Annotated in this window: 14 protein-coding genes, 2 tRNA genes and 1 riboswitch; of the genes, 4 read left to right on the forward strand and 12 right to left on the reverse strand. The window is 67.3% G+C overall.

Features of this window, described 5'->3' with window-relative positions; translation table 11 throughout:
• Positions 1-36: 36 nt before the first annotated feature.
• The 9 genes from LQF09_RS14735 to bluB form a co-directional block, all read right to left on the reverse strand.
• On the reverse strand, positions 37-1,344 hold the full coding sequence (locus tag LQF09_RS14735; protein ID WP_270068311.1) for a CmpA/NrtA family ABC transporter substrate-binding protein: 1,308 nt from the start codon (positions 1,342-1,344) through the stop codon (positions 37-39).
• A gap of 349 nt (positions 1,345-1,693) precedes the next feature.
• Positions 1,694-2,965 (reverse strand): nitrate regulatory protein, encoded by a 1,272-nt coding sequence (locus LQF09_RS14740; protein ID WP_002924727.1) that lies wholly within the window; start codon positions 2,963-2,965, stop codon positions 1,694-1,696.
• A 116-nt stretch (positions 2,966-3,081) separates the two neighbouring features.
• Positions 3,082-4,032 carry a dihydroorotate dehydrogenase gene (locus LQF09_RS14745; protein ID WP_270068312.1) on the reverse strand — a complete coding sequence of 317 codons (951 nt, stop codon included), beginning with the start codon at positions 4,030-4,032 and terminating at the stop codon, positions 3,082-3,084.
• 11 nt (positions 4,033-4,043) lie between these two features.
• On the reverse strand, positions 4,044-5,273 hold the full coding sequence (gene serC, locus LQF09_RS14750; protein ID WP_270068313.1) for a 3-phosphoserine/phosphohydroxythreonine transaminase: 1,230 nt from the start codon (positions 5,271-5,273) through the stop codon (positions 4,044-4,046).
• A complete protein-coding gene (locus LQF09_RS14755) occupies positions 5,251-5,754 on the reverse strand; it encodes a hypothetical protein (RefSeq protein WP_002943017.1) in 504 nt (167 codons plus the stop codon). Before LQF09_RS14755 ends, serC begins: the two co-directional genes overlap by 23 nt.
• 108 nt (positions 5,755-5,862) lie before the next feature.
• Positions 5,863-7,080: a pyrroloquinoline quinone biosynthesis protein PqqE gene (gene pqqE, locus LQF09_RS14760; protein WP_270068314.1), complete on the reverse strand. Its 1,218-nt coding sequence runs from the start codon at positions 7,078-7,080 to the stop codon at positions 5,863-5,865.
• Positions 7,049-7,348 (reverse strand): pyrroloquinoline quinone biosynthesis peptide chaperone PqqD, encoded by a 300-nt coding sequence (pqqD, locus tag LQF09_RS14765; RefSeq protein WP_002924738.1) that lies wholly within the window; start codon positions 7,346-7,348, stop codon positions 7,049-7,051. Before pqqD ends, pqqE begins: the two co-directional genes overlap by 32 nt.
• A 63-nt stretch (positions 7,349-7,411) precedes the next feature.
• The gene (gene pqqA / locus LQF09_RS19690) at positions 7,412-7,549 is read right to left on the reverse strand and encodes a pyrroloquinoline quinone precursor peptide PqqA (RefSeq protein WP_198291826.1); all 138 of its coding nucleotides are present in this window, start codon (positions 7,547-7,549) and stop codon (positions 7,412-7,414) included.
• Between the two features lie 117 nt (positions 7,550-7,666).
• Positions 7,667-8,434 carry a 5,6-dimethylbenzimidazole synthase gene (bluB, locus tag LQF09_RS14770; protein WP_270068315.1) on the reverse strand — a complete coding sequence of 256 codons (768 nt, stop codon included), beginning with the start codon at positions 8,432-8,434 and terminating at the stop codon, positions 7,667-7,669.
• A 49-nt stretch (positions 8,435-8,483) separates the two neighbouring features.
• A riboswitch (cobalamin riboswitch) is annotated at positions 8,484-8,676 on the reverse strand.
• A gap of 450 nt (positions 8,677-9,126) precedes the next feature.
• Between bluB and nirB the strand changes: the two genes are divergently transcribed.
• Together nirB and nirD are read left to right on the forward strand one after the other, a co-directional pair.
• The gene (gene nirB, locus LQF09_RS14775) at positions 9,127-11,658 is read left to right on the forward strand and encodes a nitrite reductase large subunit NirB (protein ID WP_270068316.1); all 2,532 of its coding nucleotides are present in this window, start codon (positions 9,127-9,129) and stop codon (positions 11,656-11,658) included.
• 20 nt (positions 11,659-11,678) lie between these two features.
• Positions 11,679-12,017 carry a nitrite reductase small subunit NirD gene (gene nirD / locus LQF09_RS14780; RefSeq protein WP_002924747.1) on the forward strand — a complete coding sequence of 113 codons (339 nt, stop codon included), beginning with the start codon at positions 11,679-11,681 and terminating at the stop codon, positions 12,015-12,017.
• 7 nt (positions 12,018-12,024) lie between these two features.
• Here nirD and rlmB read toward each other — a convergent pair whose 3' ends face one another.
• Entirely contained in the window at positions 12,025-12,777 is a 753-nt protein-coding gene (gene rlmB / locus LQF09_RS14785) for a 23S rRNA (guanosine(2251)-2'-O)-methyltransferase RlmB (protein ID WP_270068317.1), read from the reverse strand.
• Positions 12,770-15,616 (reverse strand): ribonuclease R, encoded by a 2,847-nt coding sequence (gene rnr, locus LQF09_RS14790; protein WP_270068318.1) that lies wholly within the window; start codon positions 15,614-15,616, stop codon positions 12,770-12,772. Before rnr ends, rlmB begins: the two co-directional genes overlap by 8 nt.
• A 261-nt stretch (positions 15,617-15,877) precedes the next feature.
• Between rnr and LQF09_RS14795 the strand changes: the two genes are divergently transcribed.
• Positions 15,878-15,962, forward strand: a tRNA-Leu gene (locus LQF09_RS14795).
• A 180-nt stretch (positions 15,963-16,142) separates the two neighbouring features.
• Positions 16,143-16,227: transfer RNA gene (locus tag LQF09_RS14800), tRNA-Leu, on the forward strand.
• 155 nt (positions 16,228-16,382) lie between these two features.
• Here LQF09_RS14800 and LQF09_RS14805 read toward each other — a convergent pair.
• Complete coding sequence (locus LQF09_RS14805; RefSeq protein WP_002924754.1) at positions 16,383-17,693, reverse strand: adenylosuccinate synthase; 1,311 nt, start codon at positions 17,691-17,693, stop codon at positions 16,383-16,385.
• Between the last annotated feature and the right edge of the window lie 4 nt (positions 17,694-17,697).

A 17,697-nucleotide genomic window follows, 5' to 3' on the forward strand; every position in this document is an offset into this window, starting at 1 on the left:
ATGTCAGGCCTGTGTCCAGGCCCGGTCGGTTCGGTCTCAGCTGCGCACGGTCTTGATGGCGAGGCTGTCGAGGTAGGCCATCGGGTTCTCGGGATCGAACACCTTGCCGTCGAAGAAGGTCTCCAGCCCGCGCGAGGTCGATGCCGGAATGTCGCTCGCCGCCACGCCCAGCTCCTGCGCGGCTTCGCGCCACAGGTCCTCGCGGTTCACCTTGCCCACCCAGGCCTTCATGTCGAAGTCACGCGGCAGGTAGCCCCAGCGGATGTTCTCGGTGAGGAACCACAGGTCGTGGCTCTGGAAGGGGTAGGAGGCCTGGTCCTTCCAGTAGCGCATCTGCTGCGGGCTGTTCTCGACCACGCGGCCGGTGCCGTAATCGAAGTCACCGCGCATGCGATCGACGATGTCCTCGAAGGGGGCGTTGATCCAGCGCCGCTTGGCACAGATGCGCGCCACTTCCTCGCGGTTGGCCGGGTCTTCGCAGAACATCTGCGCCTCCATCACCGCCTTGATCAGCGCCTTGGTCGAGTTCGGATGTGCGTCGACATAATCGGCGCGCATGGCGAAGGCCTTCTCGGGGTGGTTGTGCCACAACTCGCCGGTGGTGTTGGCGGTGTAGCCGATGCCCTGGTTGATGAGCTGGCGGTTCCACGGCTCGCACACGCAGAAGGTGTCCATGCTGCCGACCTTCATGTTGGCCACCATCTGCGCCGGCGGCACGACGATGGTCGAGATGTCGCGCGTGGGGTCGATGCCGCCTGCGGCCAGCCAGTAGCGGATCCACATATCGTGGGTACCGCCGGGGAAGGTCATCGCCGCATTGACCGCCTTGCCGCTGGCGCGCTTGGCGGCGAGCGCGTCCTTGAACGCGGTGGTGTCGGTGCCGACCTTGAGATCCTTGTACTCGTTGCCCACCGAGATGCACTGCCCGGCCAGGTTCAGGCGGGCGAGGATGTACATCGGCACCTGCACGTTGTTGGCCGTCATCGCCCCGCTGCTGATCAGGTAGGGCATGGGGGTGAGGATGTGGGCGCCGTCGATGCCGTTGCGCTGCGAGCCCAGCACCAGGTTGTCGCGCGTGGTGCCCCAGGACGACTGCTTGAGCACCTCGACCTCGGTCATGCCGTGCTTGGCGAAGAAGCCCTTCTCGTCGGCGACGAAGAGCGGCGCGGCGTCGGTGAGCGCGATGAAGCCGAGCTTGGCCTTCTTTGTCTCGAGCGCGCCCCCCGCAGCCCGCGCCGTACCTGTCCACAGTCCGCCCATCATCGCTGCGCCGCCGAGCGCCATGGCACCGCGGATGAAGTGACGACGACTGACCGCTGCCTGCTTGATTGTCTTGCTGCCCATGATCGACTCCTGACTATGAACCACTGAAAGCAACAAGGCGCCCATCCCTGCCCAATTGGTATTGGCAATGGATGGACGCCTTTGTCCGGGATGCGACAGCCGCCGGGCTGCGCCTTGAGTCTCGAACCGCCTTTGGTTTCGCCTCGATCAAGCTATTGCAGGACTCGTGCCAGCTCTTGAATAAGGCCCCTATCTTTTTTAAATCATGGACTTGAAGCAATACTACTGGAGTGCCGAGTCATACATCCACGCACTGCTGCAGTGCAACAGATGGACATGGCGCACAGCCGCAGTGCGTTGCGCACCACGAGTACCCCTGCAGGCCGGACGCCTTACGCAACACGCAGGTTCAGCTGCGCGGCGGAAGCAGGTCGGACATCGCCAGCACGGCCTGGGCCACATCCACCAGGCGCCGCCCCTGGTTCATCGCGGTCCGGCGCAGCAGGCGATAGGCCTCATCCTCAGCCAGGCCCTGGTGCCGCATCAGCTCCCCCTTGGCGCGCTCGATGAGCTTGCGCTCGTCGAGCGCAGTACGCACCGCAGCCAGCTCGTCGTTCATCGCTTGCAGACGCTGCGCCTGCGCATGCAAGGCATCTACAATCGAACGCCGCAGGCGCGGCCCGAGGGCCTCCACCCCATCCTCCGTGGGCAGCACACCGCTCGGCGACACCGGCTCGGGCTGCGCTGCGAGTGCGCGCAACAGGCTTTGCGGATCGTCCGGATCGGCCTGCAAGGCGGCGATGCGCTGCAGGCAGGCGGCGCGCAAGCCCTGCGCAAGCGCCGCCTCGGTGTCACGAATCAGCTCCAGGCGCTGCGAGCAGCAGGCGAACCAGGCCTGTGCCTGCGCGGGATCGAGCACCGCGCCCTGGGCGGCAGCCAGCAACCTGCGCCGCATGCGTTCGAGTTCGCCCATCGGCATCGCGGCCTTGGCCTGGGCCCAGGTGCCGAGCAGCTCAGTCGGACAGAAGGCCTCGAAGCGCTCGAAGCAGGCCTCCTGGGCATCGATCAGGTGGAGCAGGTCCTGGCCGCCAGCGGCCGCCGTGCTCGCAGCCGCCGCACCAGCCGCGAACGCCGCGGCGCCGGCTGCACGCTCCTGACCAGCATGCTCCTTGCCTTGCATGAGGTTGAACAGCGCCACCAGCAAGCGTGACACTGCCGGATCGGCCGCGACATCGGCCGCCTCGAACACGAGCGCCAGCAAGGCTGCAACCATGCGGTTGAAACGCAGTGTGGCATCTGCGGCCTTGCAGCGCCGGGCAGCGACCTCCGCGCGCAGTTCGGCCAAGCCGTCGAGCGCATGCAGCGCCACCGCAATCCGCGTGAACAGCCTTGCACCACCGGGCACCGCCACGATGGGCGCATCCTGACCGCCCTCGACCTGAGCGAGCCAGCTGCGCAGTGCAGCCTCTGCTTGTGCGCTGAGGGCAACGCAGGCTTCGCGCTGGGAGACGAACACCTCGCCACCGGAAGCCAGGAACAGGTTGGAAGCGCCACGCTCGCCCTGCAGCCGATGCACGAGTTCGCTCACGGCCTGGACGAGGTCGCAACTGCGGGCAAGGTGTTCGAGGTCGTGGATCTCGCACTGTCGGGCAGCGGCGAGGAAGGCAAGCGTCGAGTTCATGAGCGGTTCCAGCAAAGGGCTGTTGGCAGGCCAGAAGGCGGAGAGACTACAAGCAACAACCGTGCAATGCACGCGTCACGCCCGGCCATACCCACACGCGACAGCCGCCGCCGACCTCAGCCTTGCGCGCAAGCCCCCGTACAGGCGCCCTGCCGACGCCCCCGCCGCACACCCAGCCCGGCGATGCCCAGGCTCAGGGACAGCGCCCGTCGCGGCGCAGCGATCAGGGCGCGATGCACCTGCACCAGGTCGGCTCCCGCAGCCAGACGCGCAGCCGCCTCGCGCACCGAGCCGACACCCCCCACGCTGATCAGGGCCGTGCGCTCGCCCACTTCCGCAGCGACCCTGGCGATGCGAAGCGCCGCTGGCATCGAATCCCCTTCAGCCGACAGCAGAAGGCCATCCGCACCCGCGTCGATCATATGGTGTGCCCAGCGCACGCCCCCCGCAGCAGCCAGCCAGGGCGCAGGCAGCTTGGCCACGAGGGCGAGGCGGATGGGACGCGCCAGGCGGTCGCGTACCTTGGCCAGTGCGGCCAGCAACTCGACGCACTGGGCTGGGGTGGCGCCACTGCGCCCCGGGTTCAGCACGACATAGTCGGCCGTGGCATGGCAGGCTGCAAAAAGGGCTTGCAGCCGTTCCAGCGCGTGCCCTCCGCGCCTGGTGTCGCCCTTCCCTTCAAGACGCGGTACGAGCAGACTCAGACCATGCAGGCAGACACCCATCCGGCCGCCGCCCGCTGCCACATGCCGGCGCGCCGCAGCCACCCGCACACGGGGCGACGGACAGGCTGACGATGTCCGCAGGCTCCCCGTCTCGACGGCGCCCAGACCGAGTCGCGACGCATTCTCCAGCAGCACGCCATGGCGGTCGAAGCCGGCCGCGAGCAGCAGCGGCGAACCGAACCGCAACCCCATCACCTCGACCACGGACGCAGTCATGCCTCGGCCATGCACGACGCCGTCGGCGCGCGCAACCCACTCGGCCGGCTCAACCCCATGACGCGCCAGCCGCAGTAGCGACCAGCGTGTGCGCAAAGCGCGTGGACTCAGGGCCGGAAGCGTCATCCACGCGCTACTCAAGGTGCCTGGTGGCACCGGCCAGCCTCGCTGCAGGCGAATCCGCTCAGCAGGCCTGCGAGCGCCGCCACCGCGTCGTCGGCAAGTCCGTTATAGAGGCTCAGGCGTACACCGCCGCGTTCGGGATGGCCACCCAGGTCGTGCAAATCCGTCGCGTCCGCAGCCGCGAAGAAGCGCCGGGCGGTCTCCTCGTCGGGCAGCTGGAAGCAGGGATTGACCTGCGAGCGCCAGGCGCTGGGCGCGCTCCAGCGATAGAGACCGACATCCTCACCGGCGGCCATGGCCGCGGTCACCAAGGCATGGCGGTGCGCGAGCCGGACCGCCATGGCCGCCACGCCACCGGCCGCCTCGATCCAGTGCAACATGCGGTGGGCGACGAAGACCGGCAGCACCGGCGGCGTACATAGGCGGGACTCCGCCTCGGCCTGGGCGCCGTAGTCCATGACCCGCGGCGTACCTGCTCGGGCATGTCCGAGCAGGGAACGGCGGATGATCACCAGGGTGAGCCCCGGTGTGCCGATCGTCTTCTGCGTTCCTGCATAGCCGACGTCGAGCCGCTGCCAGTCGATCGCGCGGGTGAGCAGTTCGGACGTGAGATCGGCCACCAGCGGCGCCTGCGTAACCGGGAGCCGGGCGAACTGCAGGCCGTCGGCAGTCTCGTTGGGCGTGACATGGACGTAGGCGGGGCGGTAGCCAACCGCGTCCTCCAGAACGGACATGCCGACACGCGCCTGCGCAGCTGCAGTCTCAGGCACGCCACCGCCCCCCCACGCCGCCGTCAGCGCCGCCAACGCGCACACATGCACCGGGCAGTGGCGCCGCGCCTCGGCAATGGCCCGCCGCGACCAGTGCCCACTGTCGATATAGACTGCCCGCGCTCCAGTGTCTGCGCCGTACAGGTTCATGGGCACCAGGGCGAACTGCGTGCTCGCACCGCCCGCCATGAACAGGACCACGAACTCATCCGGGATCGCCAGCAGCCGGCGCAGGCATGCTTCGGTCTCGGCCTGCAGGCTGCGATAGGCCGATGTGGTGAAGGGCAGGCTCAGGATCGATCCCGGCCCCGGCCGGCAGGCCTCGGCCACCTCGTCCGCAACCGCCGTGGGCAGCGGTCCCGCCGCCGCGGAAAAGCTGAACCCGGGCCGCGTACGCCAGGCCGCAAGGCCGGTGGGGACGCGCCCGGACGCTGATGTCGACAGCTGCGGGTCAGGAGAAGAGCGCGATCCCATGCGTTCCAGCCCCCATCAGGAAGACCACCGGGATCGACAGCATGGTGTTGACCCGTGCCGACAGGAAGGTGACGCGGGAGCAGCGCAAGCGCTCGTCCAGCGGCGCGGGGACGAAGCCGAGTACGCGCTTCTGGTGCGGCCACAAGACGAACCACAGGTTGCACACCATGATCACCCCCAGCCAGACGCCCAGCCCGAGCGGCGCCAGGCTGCCCTGCAGGCTGAGTGCATCGAACAACCAGCCGCGCTCCCACAGGATCGCCAGGCCGGTTCCCAGCACCACCAGCGAGCCATGGCGGAAGGTGCCGTGCTCGCGCTGCATGAGCGCACGCTGGCGCGGGCTGTCCGGGTCGGACAGGTCGGCGGCGGTGAGCGGGACGTAGCGCGCGCGCGTGACCGCGGTGGCGTAGTTGTGTCCGACCCACACCAGTGCGCCAAGCACATGCAGCCAGCGCGCCACCGTCTCGAACAGGATCTCCATCGTCATCTCGCCTAGCCCGACACGCGCAGCAGCAGCGTCAGCACTGCAGTGAGCACGACGCCATACGCCACCGTCACCACCGAGGAGTCGAACGCACGCAGCAGCAGGTCAGACATCGGACGGCTCCACGACGGCAACGGCAAGGTCCGCGCGCCCGGCAGCCCCACAACCTCCGCCCGTGCCGCTGCCTTCGCCGAGCAGGCGCGAATTGCGATCGTTGCGCAGCACGAGCGGCTGGATCCTGCGCCCGGGTGCGTGCGCCTTGGCGATCGCCTCGGCAATCAGGTGGTGGTGCGGCGAGCGCGAACAGGCGGGGTCGGTGTTTGCTGCGTCGCCGGTGAGCAGGAAGGCCTGGCAGCGGCAGCCGCCGAAGTCCTTCTCCTTCTCGTCGCAGCTGCGGCAGGTCGGGCTCATCCACTCGTCGCCGCGAAATTTCTGGAAGGTCGGCGACTCGTTCCACAGCCACGCCAGGCTCTTGTCGCGGATGCTGGGAAATTCCAGCCCCTCGATGACGCGCGCCTCCTGGCAGGGCATGGCAACACCGTCGGGTGCAATGGTGAGGTGGATCGAGCCCCAGCCGTTCATGCACGCCTTGGGGCGGCCCTCGTAATAGTCGGGGATGACGAAGTAGATCGTCATGCGGTCGCCAAGACGTTCGCGCGCGGCCTGGACCGCACGTTCGGCGGCCTGCAGCTGCTCGCGCGTCGGCAGCAGTTCGTCGCGATTGACCATCGCCCAGTTGTAGTACTGGATGTTGGCGAACTCGAGGTAATCGACGCCGATTTCCTCGGCCAGGCGCAGGATGTCCTCGACCTGGCCGATGTTCTGGCGGAACACCGGCACATTGAGCACCATCGGGAAGCCATGCGCCTTGATCATGTGCGCGACCTTCACCTTGAGGTCGTGCGCCCGCGCACCAACCAGGGTGTCGGTGAGTTCGCGCTCGCTCGACTGCAGCGAAAGCTGGATCTGGTTGAGGCCGGCGGCCTTGAGCGCGCTGAGGCGCGCCTCGCTCAGGCCGACACCCGAGGTGATCAGGTTGGTGTAGTAGCCCAGTGCGCGCGCATCGGCGACCAGTTCCTCGAGGTCGTCGCGCAGCAGGGGCTCGCCACCGGTAAAACCGAGCTGCAGCGCGCCCAGTTCGCGGCCTTCGCGCAGCACGCGCTTCCACTCGGCAGTGGACAGCTCGGCGGTCTCGTCGCGGGCGTAATCGACCGGATTGCTGCACCACGGACACTTCAGCGGACAGCGGTAGGTGAGCTCGAGCACCAGCCACAGGGGCTTGCCCTGCCCATCAAGCCTGACGACGGATCCATCCTTTGGCACGGAACACCTCCAGGAATGTGTAGACGCCCTCGGCAACGCGTTCCTCGTCGCCCGGGTAGCGCTGCTGCAACTCGGCGACGAGTTCGGCGACGGTGCGTTTGCCGTCGCAGCGCTCGATGATGTCGCCGGCGGTCTGGTTGAGCTTGACGATGCCTTCCGGGTAGAGCAGGACATGGGCGTCCTGAGTGGGCTCCCAGCGGAAGAGATACATCGGGTTGAGCGCGTAGCGCTCGCCCGCGGCAGGCGGGCTGACGGCTGAGTCGTTCATGCGGGCATCCGCTCCGGGCAAGCGCCGGCCGGCCGCCCGCAGGCAGGCCGGGCGGCCGGACTTTCAGCGTACGTAGACGTAGGCGGTGACTTCGAAGCCGAGACGGATGTCGCAATAAGCGGGGTCGGTCCACTGCATGATGTGTCTCCTCTTGAATGATGGTGGCTGAACCGGCTTGTTTGCCGGCTCAGGGGCCATCATCCCGGTGACAGCAGCCGGCGGGATCCGCAGGATCGCGACCCCGCCATCGACGCGATCACCAGCGCGAACTGGCGAATATCATGATTCTTCCGCCACTGGGGCCGGTTTTGATGCAGATCAACGCAGAACCGGCACGACCTGGTCAATCGCCTCGACCAAGCGCTCACCCGCGGCATCTGCCCTGCCCTGCCAGCCATCGAAATGCAGCAGTTCGGGCAAGGGCACGCGCCTGAGCCAACCGGCCGCCTCCAGTTCGGGGCGGGCATGGAAGTCGCGGACGTAGCCGATGCACAGGTAGGCGATGGGCACGATCTCGGGCGGAATGCCGAGTGCCTCACGCAGCGCCGGCGGGTGCAGGATGCTCACCCAGCCTACGCCGAGGTTCTCGGCCCGTGCCGCGAGCCACAGGTTCTGCACTGCACACACGGCGCTGTAGACGTCCATGGCGCCGATGTGGGTGCGGCCGATCACCACCGGGCCGTGACGGCTGCGATCGCAGGTGATGCAGATATTGACCGGCGACTCGAGGATGCCTTCGAGCTTGAGATTGCGGTAGGTGGCGCGCTTGCCCTCCTCGAACATCTGCTCGGCCTCGGCATGGGCGGCGAGGAAATCGGCATGGATCTTCTCGCGCACCGCGCGCGCGCGCACGACGATGAAATCCCACGGCTGCATGAAGCCGACCGAGGGCGCGTGATGGGCGGCCGTGAGCACGTGCGCCAGCACGTCATCCGGGATCGGGTCGGGGAGGAACTCGCCGCGTACGTCACGGCGGGTGTGGATGGCGCGATACACCGCGTCGCGCTCGGCGCTGCTGAACCGAGGGTTGGTCTGGAAACGGGTGTCCTGCGGCGGTGCGCAATGCACCTGGGTCTGGCTGCTCATGAAGTAGTCCCCTTGTCGACGAGCAGTGGGCAGCCGCCGACCAGACGGCTGCAGGAAACACTTCGAGGCCGGTCTTCCGGCTGCGGATCATCTCGTCCGGACGCCTTCCCGATCCTGACGACCAGTGGCTGGGCGAACCTTGCCCGGACAATCCCCTTCACGGCGCTGGGCGCGCGGCGGATTGGCACCGCCTTCCCGATTCTCCCGCGCAAAGCGCAGGCACCTCGAAGTCGAGAGGGCCAGATTCTAGCCACATGCCCTCCATCTCGCGACACCTGTGCGCTGGCTCGTGCCGCGGTATTACACCTGCCCCCCTCCCCTTCCCCCCCCTTCACTCCTCCCTTCCCCCCCTTCGCCGCCCGGCACGGTGCACCAGCTTGGTGACAAGCGCACCAACACAGTGCGCCCGGTGCATCTGCCATCGCGGCAGATCCAGTCAATCCGGGGTTTTCAAGGCGTTGAAGTGCATGGCACGGTCCGTGCTTATTGCAAACCAGCCCAGCACGCAAGGATGCGAACAGGGCTTGCCTCCGCCAACGCAGGTGGGGGCCGGCGGATACGAATACGTATGTCGCCGGCCATTTCCATCCGATGTCGAACCGCGTCCCGCGGAGGCCGTCATGCTTGAGCCGGGCTCACCCCGTGCCCAGGTATCGCCAGGTCCAACGCGGGGCCGAATGAGTGATACCAGCATGAAGATCGTTCTCGTTGGCCATGGCATGGTCAGCCACAAGTTCCTCGAGGAACTCCGGCAACTGCAGATCCCCGGTGCGGAAGTCACCGTACTGTGCGAGGAACCGCGGGTCGCCTACGACCGTGTGCACCTCTCCGAATTCTTCGCCGGCAAGACGGCGGAAGACCTCTCGCTGGTCGCCCCCGGCTTCTTCGCCGAGGCAGGCTTCACGCTTCGGCTGGGCAGCCGCGCGGCGGCGATCGACCGCCGCGCACGCACGGTGACGACGCAGGACGGCGTCACCCTGCCCTACGACAAGCTGGTGCTGGCCACGGGGTCCTATCCCTTCGTGCCGCCGGTCAAGGGCAGCGAGCGCGACCAGTGCTTCGTCTATCGCACCATCGAGGACCTCGAGGCGATGAAGGCGGCCGGCACGATCTCGCGCAAGGGCGTCGTGGTGGGCGGCGGCCTGCTCGGCCTGGAGTGCGCCAAGGCGCTGCGCGACCTCGGCCTCGAGACCCACGTCGTCGAATTCGCGCCCCGCCTGATGGCGGTGCAGGTGGACGACGAAGGCGGCCGCATCCTGCGCAGCAAGATCGAGGCCCTGGGCGTGCAGGTACACACCGAGCGCAACACGGTCGAGATCACCGACGGCCGCAGCGCCCGCCACCGCATGGTGTTTGCCGACGGTACCCACCTGGAGACCGACATGATCGTGTTCTCCGCCGGCATCCGTCCGCGCGACGAGCTCGCGCGCCAGAACGCACTGGCCGTCGGCGCCCGTGGCGGCATCGCGATCGACGACCACTGCCGCACCAGCGATGCGGCGATCCTCGCCATCGGCGAGTGCGCGGCCTGGCGCGACCAGACCTTCGGCCTGGTGGCCCCGGGCTACGAGATGGCGCGCATCGCCGCCCGCCAGCTGGCAGGTGACGCCCAGGCCGCCTTCGGCGGTGCGGACATGAGCACCAAGCTCAAGCTGATGGGCGTGGATGTGGCCAGCATCGGCGACGCCCACGGCAGGACGCCCGGCTGCCGCAGCTTCCGTTACGCCGACGAATGCAAGCAGGTCTACAAGAAGATCGTCGTCAGCGCCGACGGCAAGCACCTGCTCGGCGCGGTGCTGGTCGGCAACGCCGACGAGTACGGCACCTTGCTGCAGATGGCACTCAACAGCATCGCGCTGCCGGCCGACCCCGAGTTTCTGATCCTGCCCGCCAGCGACGGCAAGGCCAAACCCGGTCTCGGCGCCGACGCCCTGCCCGACAGCGCGCAGATCTGCTCCTGCAACAACGTGAGCAAGGGCCAGATCTGCGCGGCGGTCGGCGAAGGCGCAACCACCATCGGCGAGATCAAGGCCTGCACCAAGGCCGGCGCCACCTGTGGCGGCTGCGTGCCGCTGGTCACCCAGGTCATGAAGGCCGAGATGGCCCGCCTCGGCCTGTCGGTGAACAACCACCTGTGCGAGCACTTCCCCTACTCGCGCCAGGAGCTCTACCACCTGATCCGCGTCGGCGAAATCAGGAGTTTCGAGGACCTGCTCGCGCACCACGGCCAGGGCCTGGGCTGCGACATCTGCAAACCGACGGCGGCGTCGATCTTCGCCTCGTGCTGGAACGACTTCGTGCTCAAGGGCGAGCTTGCCAGCCTGCAGGACAGCAACGACTACTTCCTCGGCAACATCCAGAAGGACGGTACCTATTCGGTGGTGCCGCGCATGCCCGGTGGCGAGGTCACGCCGGAGGGGCTGATCGCAGTCGGCCAGGTGGCGAAGAAGTACGGCCTGTACACCAAGATCACCGGTGGCCAGCGGGTGGACCTGTTCGGCGCCCGCGTCGAGCAGTTGCCAGCGATCTGGGAAGAACTGATCGCCGCCGGCTTCGAGTCCGGCCATGCCTACGGCAAGTCGCTGCGCACGGTCAAAAGCTGCGTCGGCAGCACCTGGTGCCGCTACGGCGTGGATGACTCCGTGGGGCTGGCGATCGAACTGGAGAACCGCTACAAGGGGCTGCGCGCGCCGCACAAGATCAAGTTCGGCGTCTCGGGCTGCACGCGCGAATGCGCCGAGGCCCAGGGCAAGGACGTCGGCATCATCGCCACCGAGCGCGGCTGGAACCTCTACGTGTGCGGCAACGGCGGCATGAAGCCGCGCCATGCCGAGCTGATCGCCTCCGACCTCGACAAGGCCGCCCTGGTGCGCCTGATCGACCGCTTCCTGATGTTCTACGTGCGCACGGCCGACCGCCTGCAGCGCACCAGTACCTGGCGCGACAACCTGGAGGGTGGCCTCGACTACCTGAAGGCCGTACTGATCGACGACTCGCTGGGCATCGGCGACGAGCTCGAGCGCCAGATGCAGCACGTGGTCGACACCTACCAGTGCGAATGGAAGACGGCGATCACCGACCCGGCTGTGCGCAAGCGCTTCCGCACCTTCGTCAACGATCCGCGTGCCGATCAGCGCATCGTCTTCGTCGAGGAGCGCGGACAGATCCGCCCGGCGCGCGCCGAGGAACGCCCCGCAATCGAGAACGCCGAGGTGGAAGCATGAGCCCCGCGAGGACAGCCCCCATGAGCAGCGAAGAACTGAACTGGACCGCCGTGTGCAAGCTCGGCGACATCCTGCCCGGCACCGGCGTGTGCGCGCTCGTCGATGAGCGCCACGTCGCCGTTTTCCGCATCGGCGACGCCGGCGTCCATGCCATCGACAACATCGACCCACGCTCGGGCGCGAGCGTGCTGTCGCGCGGCCTGGTCGGCAACCTCGGCGAACACATCGTCGTCGCCTCGCCGCTGTACAAGAACCACTTCGACCTGCGCACCGGCGAATGCCTGGAGGCACCCGAGCACTCGGTGCGCGCGCACCACGTCAGGGTGTGCGGCGACGAGGTGTGGGTCGCGCTCGCCTGACGCGGCCTCAGCCGCGCTGGCGGCGAGCCTCGAACAGACAGATGCCGCTCGCCACCGAGACGTTCAGGCTCTCGACGCTGCCATGCATCGGGATGCGCGCGAGCTCGTCGCAGGTGTCGCGGGTGAGCCGGCGCAGGCCGTCGCCTTCGGCGCCGAGCACCCAGGCGACCGGCACCTTCTGGTCGATGTCGTAGAGCGTCTTGTCGGCCTCGCCGGCGGCACCGACCACCCACACGCCGGCCTCCTGCATCTCGCGCAGGGCACGCGCGAGGTTGGTGACGGTGATATAGGGAACGGTGTCGGCCGCACCGCTGGCGACCTTGACCGCGGTGGCGTTCAGCCCCACCGCGCGATCCTTGGGCGCCACCACCGCATGCGCCCCGGCAGCATCGGCCACGCGCAGGCAGGCGCCGAGGTTATGCGGGTCCTGCACACCGTCGAGCACCAGGATGAGCGCGTTCTCGTCCAGGCTGTCGAGCACGTCGGCGAGCTTGATGTCGCGCCGGGTGGCGTCCACCTTGGCCACCACGCCCTGGTGGCGGCGGGTGCCGACCAGGCCGTCGAGCTTGTCGCCCTCGGCCTGGCTGATGCGCACGCCGGCGGCCTCGGCCTGGGCAAGGAACTTGCGCACACGCGCATCCTTGCGGTCGGCCGACAGATAGACCTCGAGCACCGCATCGGGCGCGTGGCGCAGCTTGGCGGAGACGGCATGGAAGCCGTAGATCAGCTTGGTGGGGGTGTTCTCAGGTGCTTTAGCCACGGTCGGTGCCCTTGGTGGTGGTCTTGCGGGCGGCACGTCGCGCCGGGGCCGCAGTCGGGGGCGCGGATTCTAACGCTTCGGCTGCAGGTGCGGCAGCGGGTTCGGCGACCGCCTTCTTCGCGCGCGTCTTGCGCGGCTTCGGTGCGACGGGCTCCGGGCTTGCAGGCGCGGCCACGGGGGCGGCGGCCGGCTCGGCGGCGGCCTTACTTGCCCGTGACTTGCGGGGCGCGGGCGCGACGACCGCCACCACAGTGACGGGCGCTTCGACAACCGGAGTGACGGCCGTCTTCTTCGCACGCGCGCTGCGGGGCTTGGGTTCGGCGGCCGGAGGCACGGCTGCAGCCTCGGGCACCTGCTCGGGCTCCGGGCGGGGAGCCACCTTCTTTGCGCGCGTGGTACGCGACTTTGGCGCAGCCGGATCGGTCACCGCCGGTTGCGCTTCGCCGACCTGCACGGGCGCGGCCTCGACAACTGGTTCGGTGGCGGGTTTCTTGGCACGCTTGCTGCGGACCTTGGGTTCGACGGTCTCCGCAGCCACGACCGACATCTCGATGGCAGGCGCAGACGCCGCCTCGCCCTTCTTCGCGCGCGGCTTGCGCACCCTCTCTCCTGCCTCGCCGCCGACCGCAACAGGCACGACATCGGCGGGCGTGACAGGCGTCTTCACCTCGACCGGCAGCGGGCCTTCGATGAGGCGGAAGTCGATCTTGTTGGTCGCCATGTCGACCCGCACGAGCTGCACCTTGACCCGGTCCGAGAGACGGAACTGCTTGCCGGAGCGCTCACCCATCAGGGCGTGGCGCATCTCGTCGTAGTGGAAGTAGTCGCTGCCCAGGTCGGAGATGTGCAGCAGGCCCTCGATGAAGATGTCGTCGAGGGCGACGAAGAGGCCAAAGGGCACGACTGCCGACACACTGCCGGTGAACTCTTCGCCGACGCGATCCTGCATGAAGTAGCACTTGAGGAAGGCGACGACATCGCGGGTGGCATCGTCGGCGCGACGCTCGGTCATCGAGCAGTGCAGGCCGATCTGTTCCCAGTCTCCGGGGCGGTATTGCTCGCCCGCCAGCGCGGCCTTGATGCCGCGGTGGATCAGCAGGTCGGGATAACGCCGGATCGGCGAGGTGAAGTGGGTGTAGGACTCATAGGCGAGACCGAAGTGGCCGACGTTGTCGGGGCTGTACATCGCCTGCTTGAGCGAGCGCAGCATCACGGTCTGCAGCAACTGGGCGTCGGGACGGTCCTTGACCTGCTCGAGCAGCGTGGCGAAGTCGCTCGCGCGCGGCTCGTCGCCGCCGCCCAGGCCGAGGCCGAACTCCTTGAGGAACTCGCGCAGCTTGGCAAGCTTGTCCTCGGAGGGCGAGTCGTGCACTCGGTACAGCGCCGGGTGCTCGCGGCTGGCGAGGAAGTCGGACGCACACACGTTGGCAGCGAGCATGCACTCCTCGATCAGGCGGTGGGCATCGTTGCGCACCTCGGGCACGATCTGGGCGATCTTGCCGTTGTCGTCGAAGATCATCCGCGTCTCGGTGGTCTCGAAGTCGATCGCGCCGCGCTTGGCGCGCGCCTTGAGCAGCACACGGAAGAGCGTGTCGAGGTTCTCGAGATGGGGCAGCAGCGCGGCCAGCTCGGCGCGCACCGCCGGGTCCTTGTCGTACAGGGCGGCGGCGACCTTGTTGTAGGTCAGGCGCGCGTGCGACCAGATCACCGCGCGATAGAAGCGGTAGTTCTTGATTTCGCCAGTGGCCGAGATGTTCATGTCGGCCACCATGGCCAGGCGCTCGACCTGCGGGTTGAGCGAGCACAGGCCGTTGGAGAGCTTTTCCGGCAGCATCGGGATGACGCGACGCGGGAAGTACACCGAATTGCCGCGGTCGAAGGCATCCTTGTCGAGTGCGCTGGCGGCGTCGACGTAGTGCGAGACGTCGGCAATGGCGACGATCAGGCGATAGCCCTTGCCTTGGCGCTCGCAGTAAACCGCGTCGTCAAAGTCCTTGGCGGTCTCGCCGTCGATGGTGACCAGCGGCAGCTTGGTGAGGTCCTCGCGCCCGGCCCAGTCCTTCTTGCGCACCACATCAGGCAGCTTGCGCGTCTGCGCCTTGGCTTCGGACGAGAACTCGAAGGGCAGGTCGTGCTTGCGCAGCGCGATCTCGATCTCCATCCCCGGATCGGCGTAGTTGCCAAGGACCTCGACGATGCGGCCGATCGGCTGTGCGAACTTCGTGGGCTGCTCGACCAGTTCGACGGTGACGATCTGCCCGGCCTCGGGCTTCTTGCGCCCACCCGGCGCAACCAGGATGTCCTGCGCCAGGCGGCGGTTCTCGGGCACGACGATCATCACGCCGTGCTCGTTGATGACACGGCCCACCACGCGCTTGTTGGCACGCTCGAGCACCTCGACCAGCTTGCCCTCGGGCCGGCCACGACGATCCTGGCCGGCAATGCGTACGATGACGCGGTCGCCGTGCAGCAGCTCGCGCATTTCCTTGGGACCGAGGAAGATGTCCGGCTCACCGTCGTCACGACGCAGGAAGCCGAAGCCGTCGGGATGGCCCTCCACACGGCCCTTGATAAGGTCCACCTTGGCTGGCAGCAGGTAGGCGTCGCGGCGGTTGCGGATGATCTGGCCATCGCGCTCCATCGCACGCAGGCGACGGTCAAAGAAGTCGAGCTCGTGAGGCGCGACATCAAGTGCGGCGACGAGGTCGGCAAAGGACAGGGGCACGCCTCGCTCGGCCAGTACCTGCAGCACGTACTCACGGCTGGGCAGCGGATGCTCGTATTGCGCCAGCTCTCGGGCGTAGAAGGGGTCGGCCTGCCTGACCGCACTTGCGTTCACGGCGGCGGCCTTGCGTGCCGCACGGCTGCGCCCCGGCCCCTTGACGGGGCTGCCCGCCCCAGCGGGGTCGTGGCGGGGCGCTGCAGCCGGCTCCGTACCCCGCCGGGGCGCTTTCGTCGCCACCTTCGTCTTGCTTGATGCAGCACTGGCTCTGGACATCCCGCTCTGCGGAACAGCCTTGGCTGTCTTCTTCTTTTCGGTCTTTTTCGTTTTACGAGTCATTGACAATCTTCTTTTCATGCTTATAATGCGCGTCTTCTTGCCCAGATGGCGGAATTGGTAGACGCACTAGTTTCAGGTACTAGCGCCGCGAGGCGTGGAGGTTCGAGTCCTCTTCTGGGCACCAGTTTCACAGGAAAGCCGCTCTTCGGAGCGGCTTTTTTGTTTTTGCCGTCCGCGCAGCTCGCGATGACACGGCGCAACGAAAGACAGAGGACACGCCCGAGAGCCCAACGCTTGCCGCAAGGAGACTGCAGATGTTTTGCGTTTGCCTTGCCGCGAACTGTTTGCTATTATGCGCCTCCCTGCCCAGATGGCGGAATTGGTAGACGCACTAGTTTCAGGTACTAGCGCTGCGAGGCGTGGAGGTTCGAGTCCTCTTCTGGGCACCAGTTGCAGGGAAAAGCCGGCTGACAGCCGGCTTTTTTCGTTCACGGCGCCAGCACCGCCTGCCCGGAACATCGCCCCGTCGCGCACCAGAACAGTACGTGCAGCCAGGATGCCGGCAGGACGGCGCAGTTCGCCCCCCTGCCGGGTAGCGCAGAAATCAGGCGCCAAACGGATGACGGCGCAAGATGGTTTCGTCGCGCTCGGGGCCGGTCGAAATCACATCGATCGGGATCTCGCAGATCTCCTCGATGCGGTGCAGATAGGCACGCGCTTCCTGCGGCAGCGCATCCCAGCTCTGCGCACCGAAGGTCGTTCCGCTCCACCCCTTCATGGTCTCGTAGATGGGCTCGCAGCGCGTCACCTCTTCCGAGCCCATCGGCAGCAGGTCGATGCGCTTGCCGTCGAGCATGTAGCCGGTGCACAGCTTGAGTTCCTCGAGACCATCCAGGACGTCGAGCTTGGTGATGCACAAGCCAGTGACGCCATTGATGATGATCGAGCGCTTGAGTGCGGCAAGATCCAGCCAGCCACAACGACGCTTGCGGCCCGTGACGGTACCGAACTCACGCCCCTTGGTCGACATCTGCTCGCCGGGCACGCCCTTGGTCTCGATGTCGAGCTCGGTCGGGAACGGGCCGCCGCCAACGCGGGTGCAGTAGGCCTTGGTGATGCCGAGCACGTAATGCAGGCGGCTGGGGCCCACACCCGAACCGGCCGCAGCCTGGCCGGCCACGCAGTTGCTCGAGGTCACGAAGGGATAGGTGCCGTGGTCGATGTCGAGCAGCGTGCCTTGCGCGCCCTCGAACAGCAGCGAACCACCCGACTTGTTGATCGCGTAAAGCTCGGCCGACACATCGGCCACCATCGGCAGCAGCTCCTCGGCATCCGCCATGGCCTGGTCGTACACCGGCTGGAAGTCCACCGCCTCTGCACCCAGGTGCTGGGTGAGGACGAAGTTGTGGTACTCGAGGTTGGCCTTGAGCTTGGCCGCGAAACGCTCGCGGTCGAACAGGTCGTACACCCGCAGCGCGCGGCGAGCGACCTTGTCCTCGTAGGTCGGGCCGATGCCCTTGCCGGTGGTGCCGATCTTGTCGTCGGCGGACTTGGCCGCCTCGCGCGCGCGATCGAGCGCGCTGTGGTAACCCAGGATCAGCGGGCAGCCCGGGCTGATGCGCAGGCGCTCGCGAACCTTGATACCACCCGCCTCGAGCGTGCGGATCTCGGACAGCAGATGATGCGCATCGAGCACCACACCATTGCCGATGAAACAGGCAACGCCTTCCCGTACGATGCCCGAGGGCACCAGATTGAGCTTGTACTCGTTCTGGCCGATCACCAGCGTGTGACCCGCATTGTGACCACCCTGGAAGCGGACCACGCCCTTGGCGTGATCGGTCAGCCAGTCAACGATCTTGCCCTTGCCTTCATCACCCCACTGGGTGCCGACGACGACGACGTTCTTTGCCATTTTC

The sequence above is a fragment of the Thauera sp. WB-2 genome, assembly GCF_027594845.1.
Classification (GTDB): Bacteria; Pseudomonadota; Gammaproteobacteria; order Burkholderiales; family Rhodocyclaceae; genus Thauera; species Thauera mechernichensis.

Coding starts and splice junctions, on each gene's coding strand:
- LQF09_RS14735 (WP_270068311.1), bottom strand. CDS start 1,344: ATGGGCAGCAAGACAATCAAGCAGGCAGCGGTCAGTCGTCGTCACTTC.
- LQF09_RS14740 (WP_002924727.1), bottom strand. CDS start 2,965: ATGAACTCGACGCTTGCCTTCCTCGCCGCTGCCCGACAGTGCGAGATC.
- LQF09_RS14745 (WP_270068312.1), bottom strand. CDS start 4,032: ATGACGCTTCCGGCCCTGAGTCCACGCGCTTTGCGCACACGCTGGTCG.
- serC (WP_270068313.1), bottom strand. CDS start 5,273: ATGGGATCGCGCTCTTCTCCTGACCCGCAGCTGTCGACATCAGCGTCC.
- LQF09_RS14755 (WP_002943017.1), bottom strand. CDS start 5,754: ATGGAGATCCTGTTCGAGACGGTGGCGCGCTGGCTGCATGTGCTTGGC.
- pqqD (WP_002924738.1), bottom strand. CDS start 7,348: ATGAACGACTCAGCCGTCAGCCCGCCTGCCGCGGGCGAGCGCTACGCG.
- pqqA (WP_198291826.1), bottom strand. CDS start 7,549: ATGATGGCCCCTGAGCCGGCAAACAAGCCGGTTCAGCCACCATCATTC.
- bluB (WP_270068315.1), bottom strand. CDS start 8,434: ATGAGCAGCCAGACCCAGGTGCATTGCGCACCGCCGCAGGACACCCGT.
- nirB (WP_270068316.1), top strand. CDS start 9,127: ATGAAGATCGTTCTCGTTGGCCATGGCATGGTCAGCCACAAGTTCCTC.
- nirD (WP_002924747.1), top strand. CDS start 11,679: ATGAGCAGCGAAGAACTGAACTGGACCGCCGTGTGCAAGCTCGGCGAC.
- LQF09_RS14805 (WP_002924754.1), bottom strand. CDS start 17,693: ATGGCAAAGAACGTCGTCGTCGTCGGCACCCAGTGGGGTGATGAAGGC.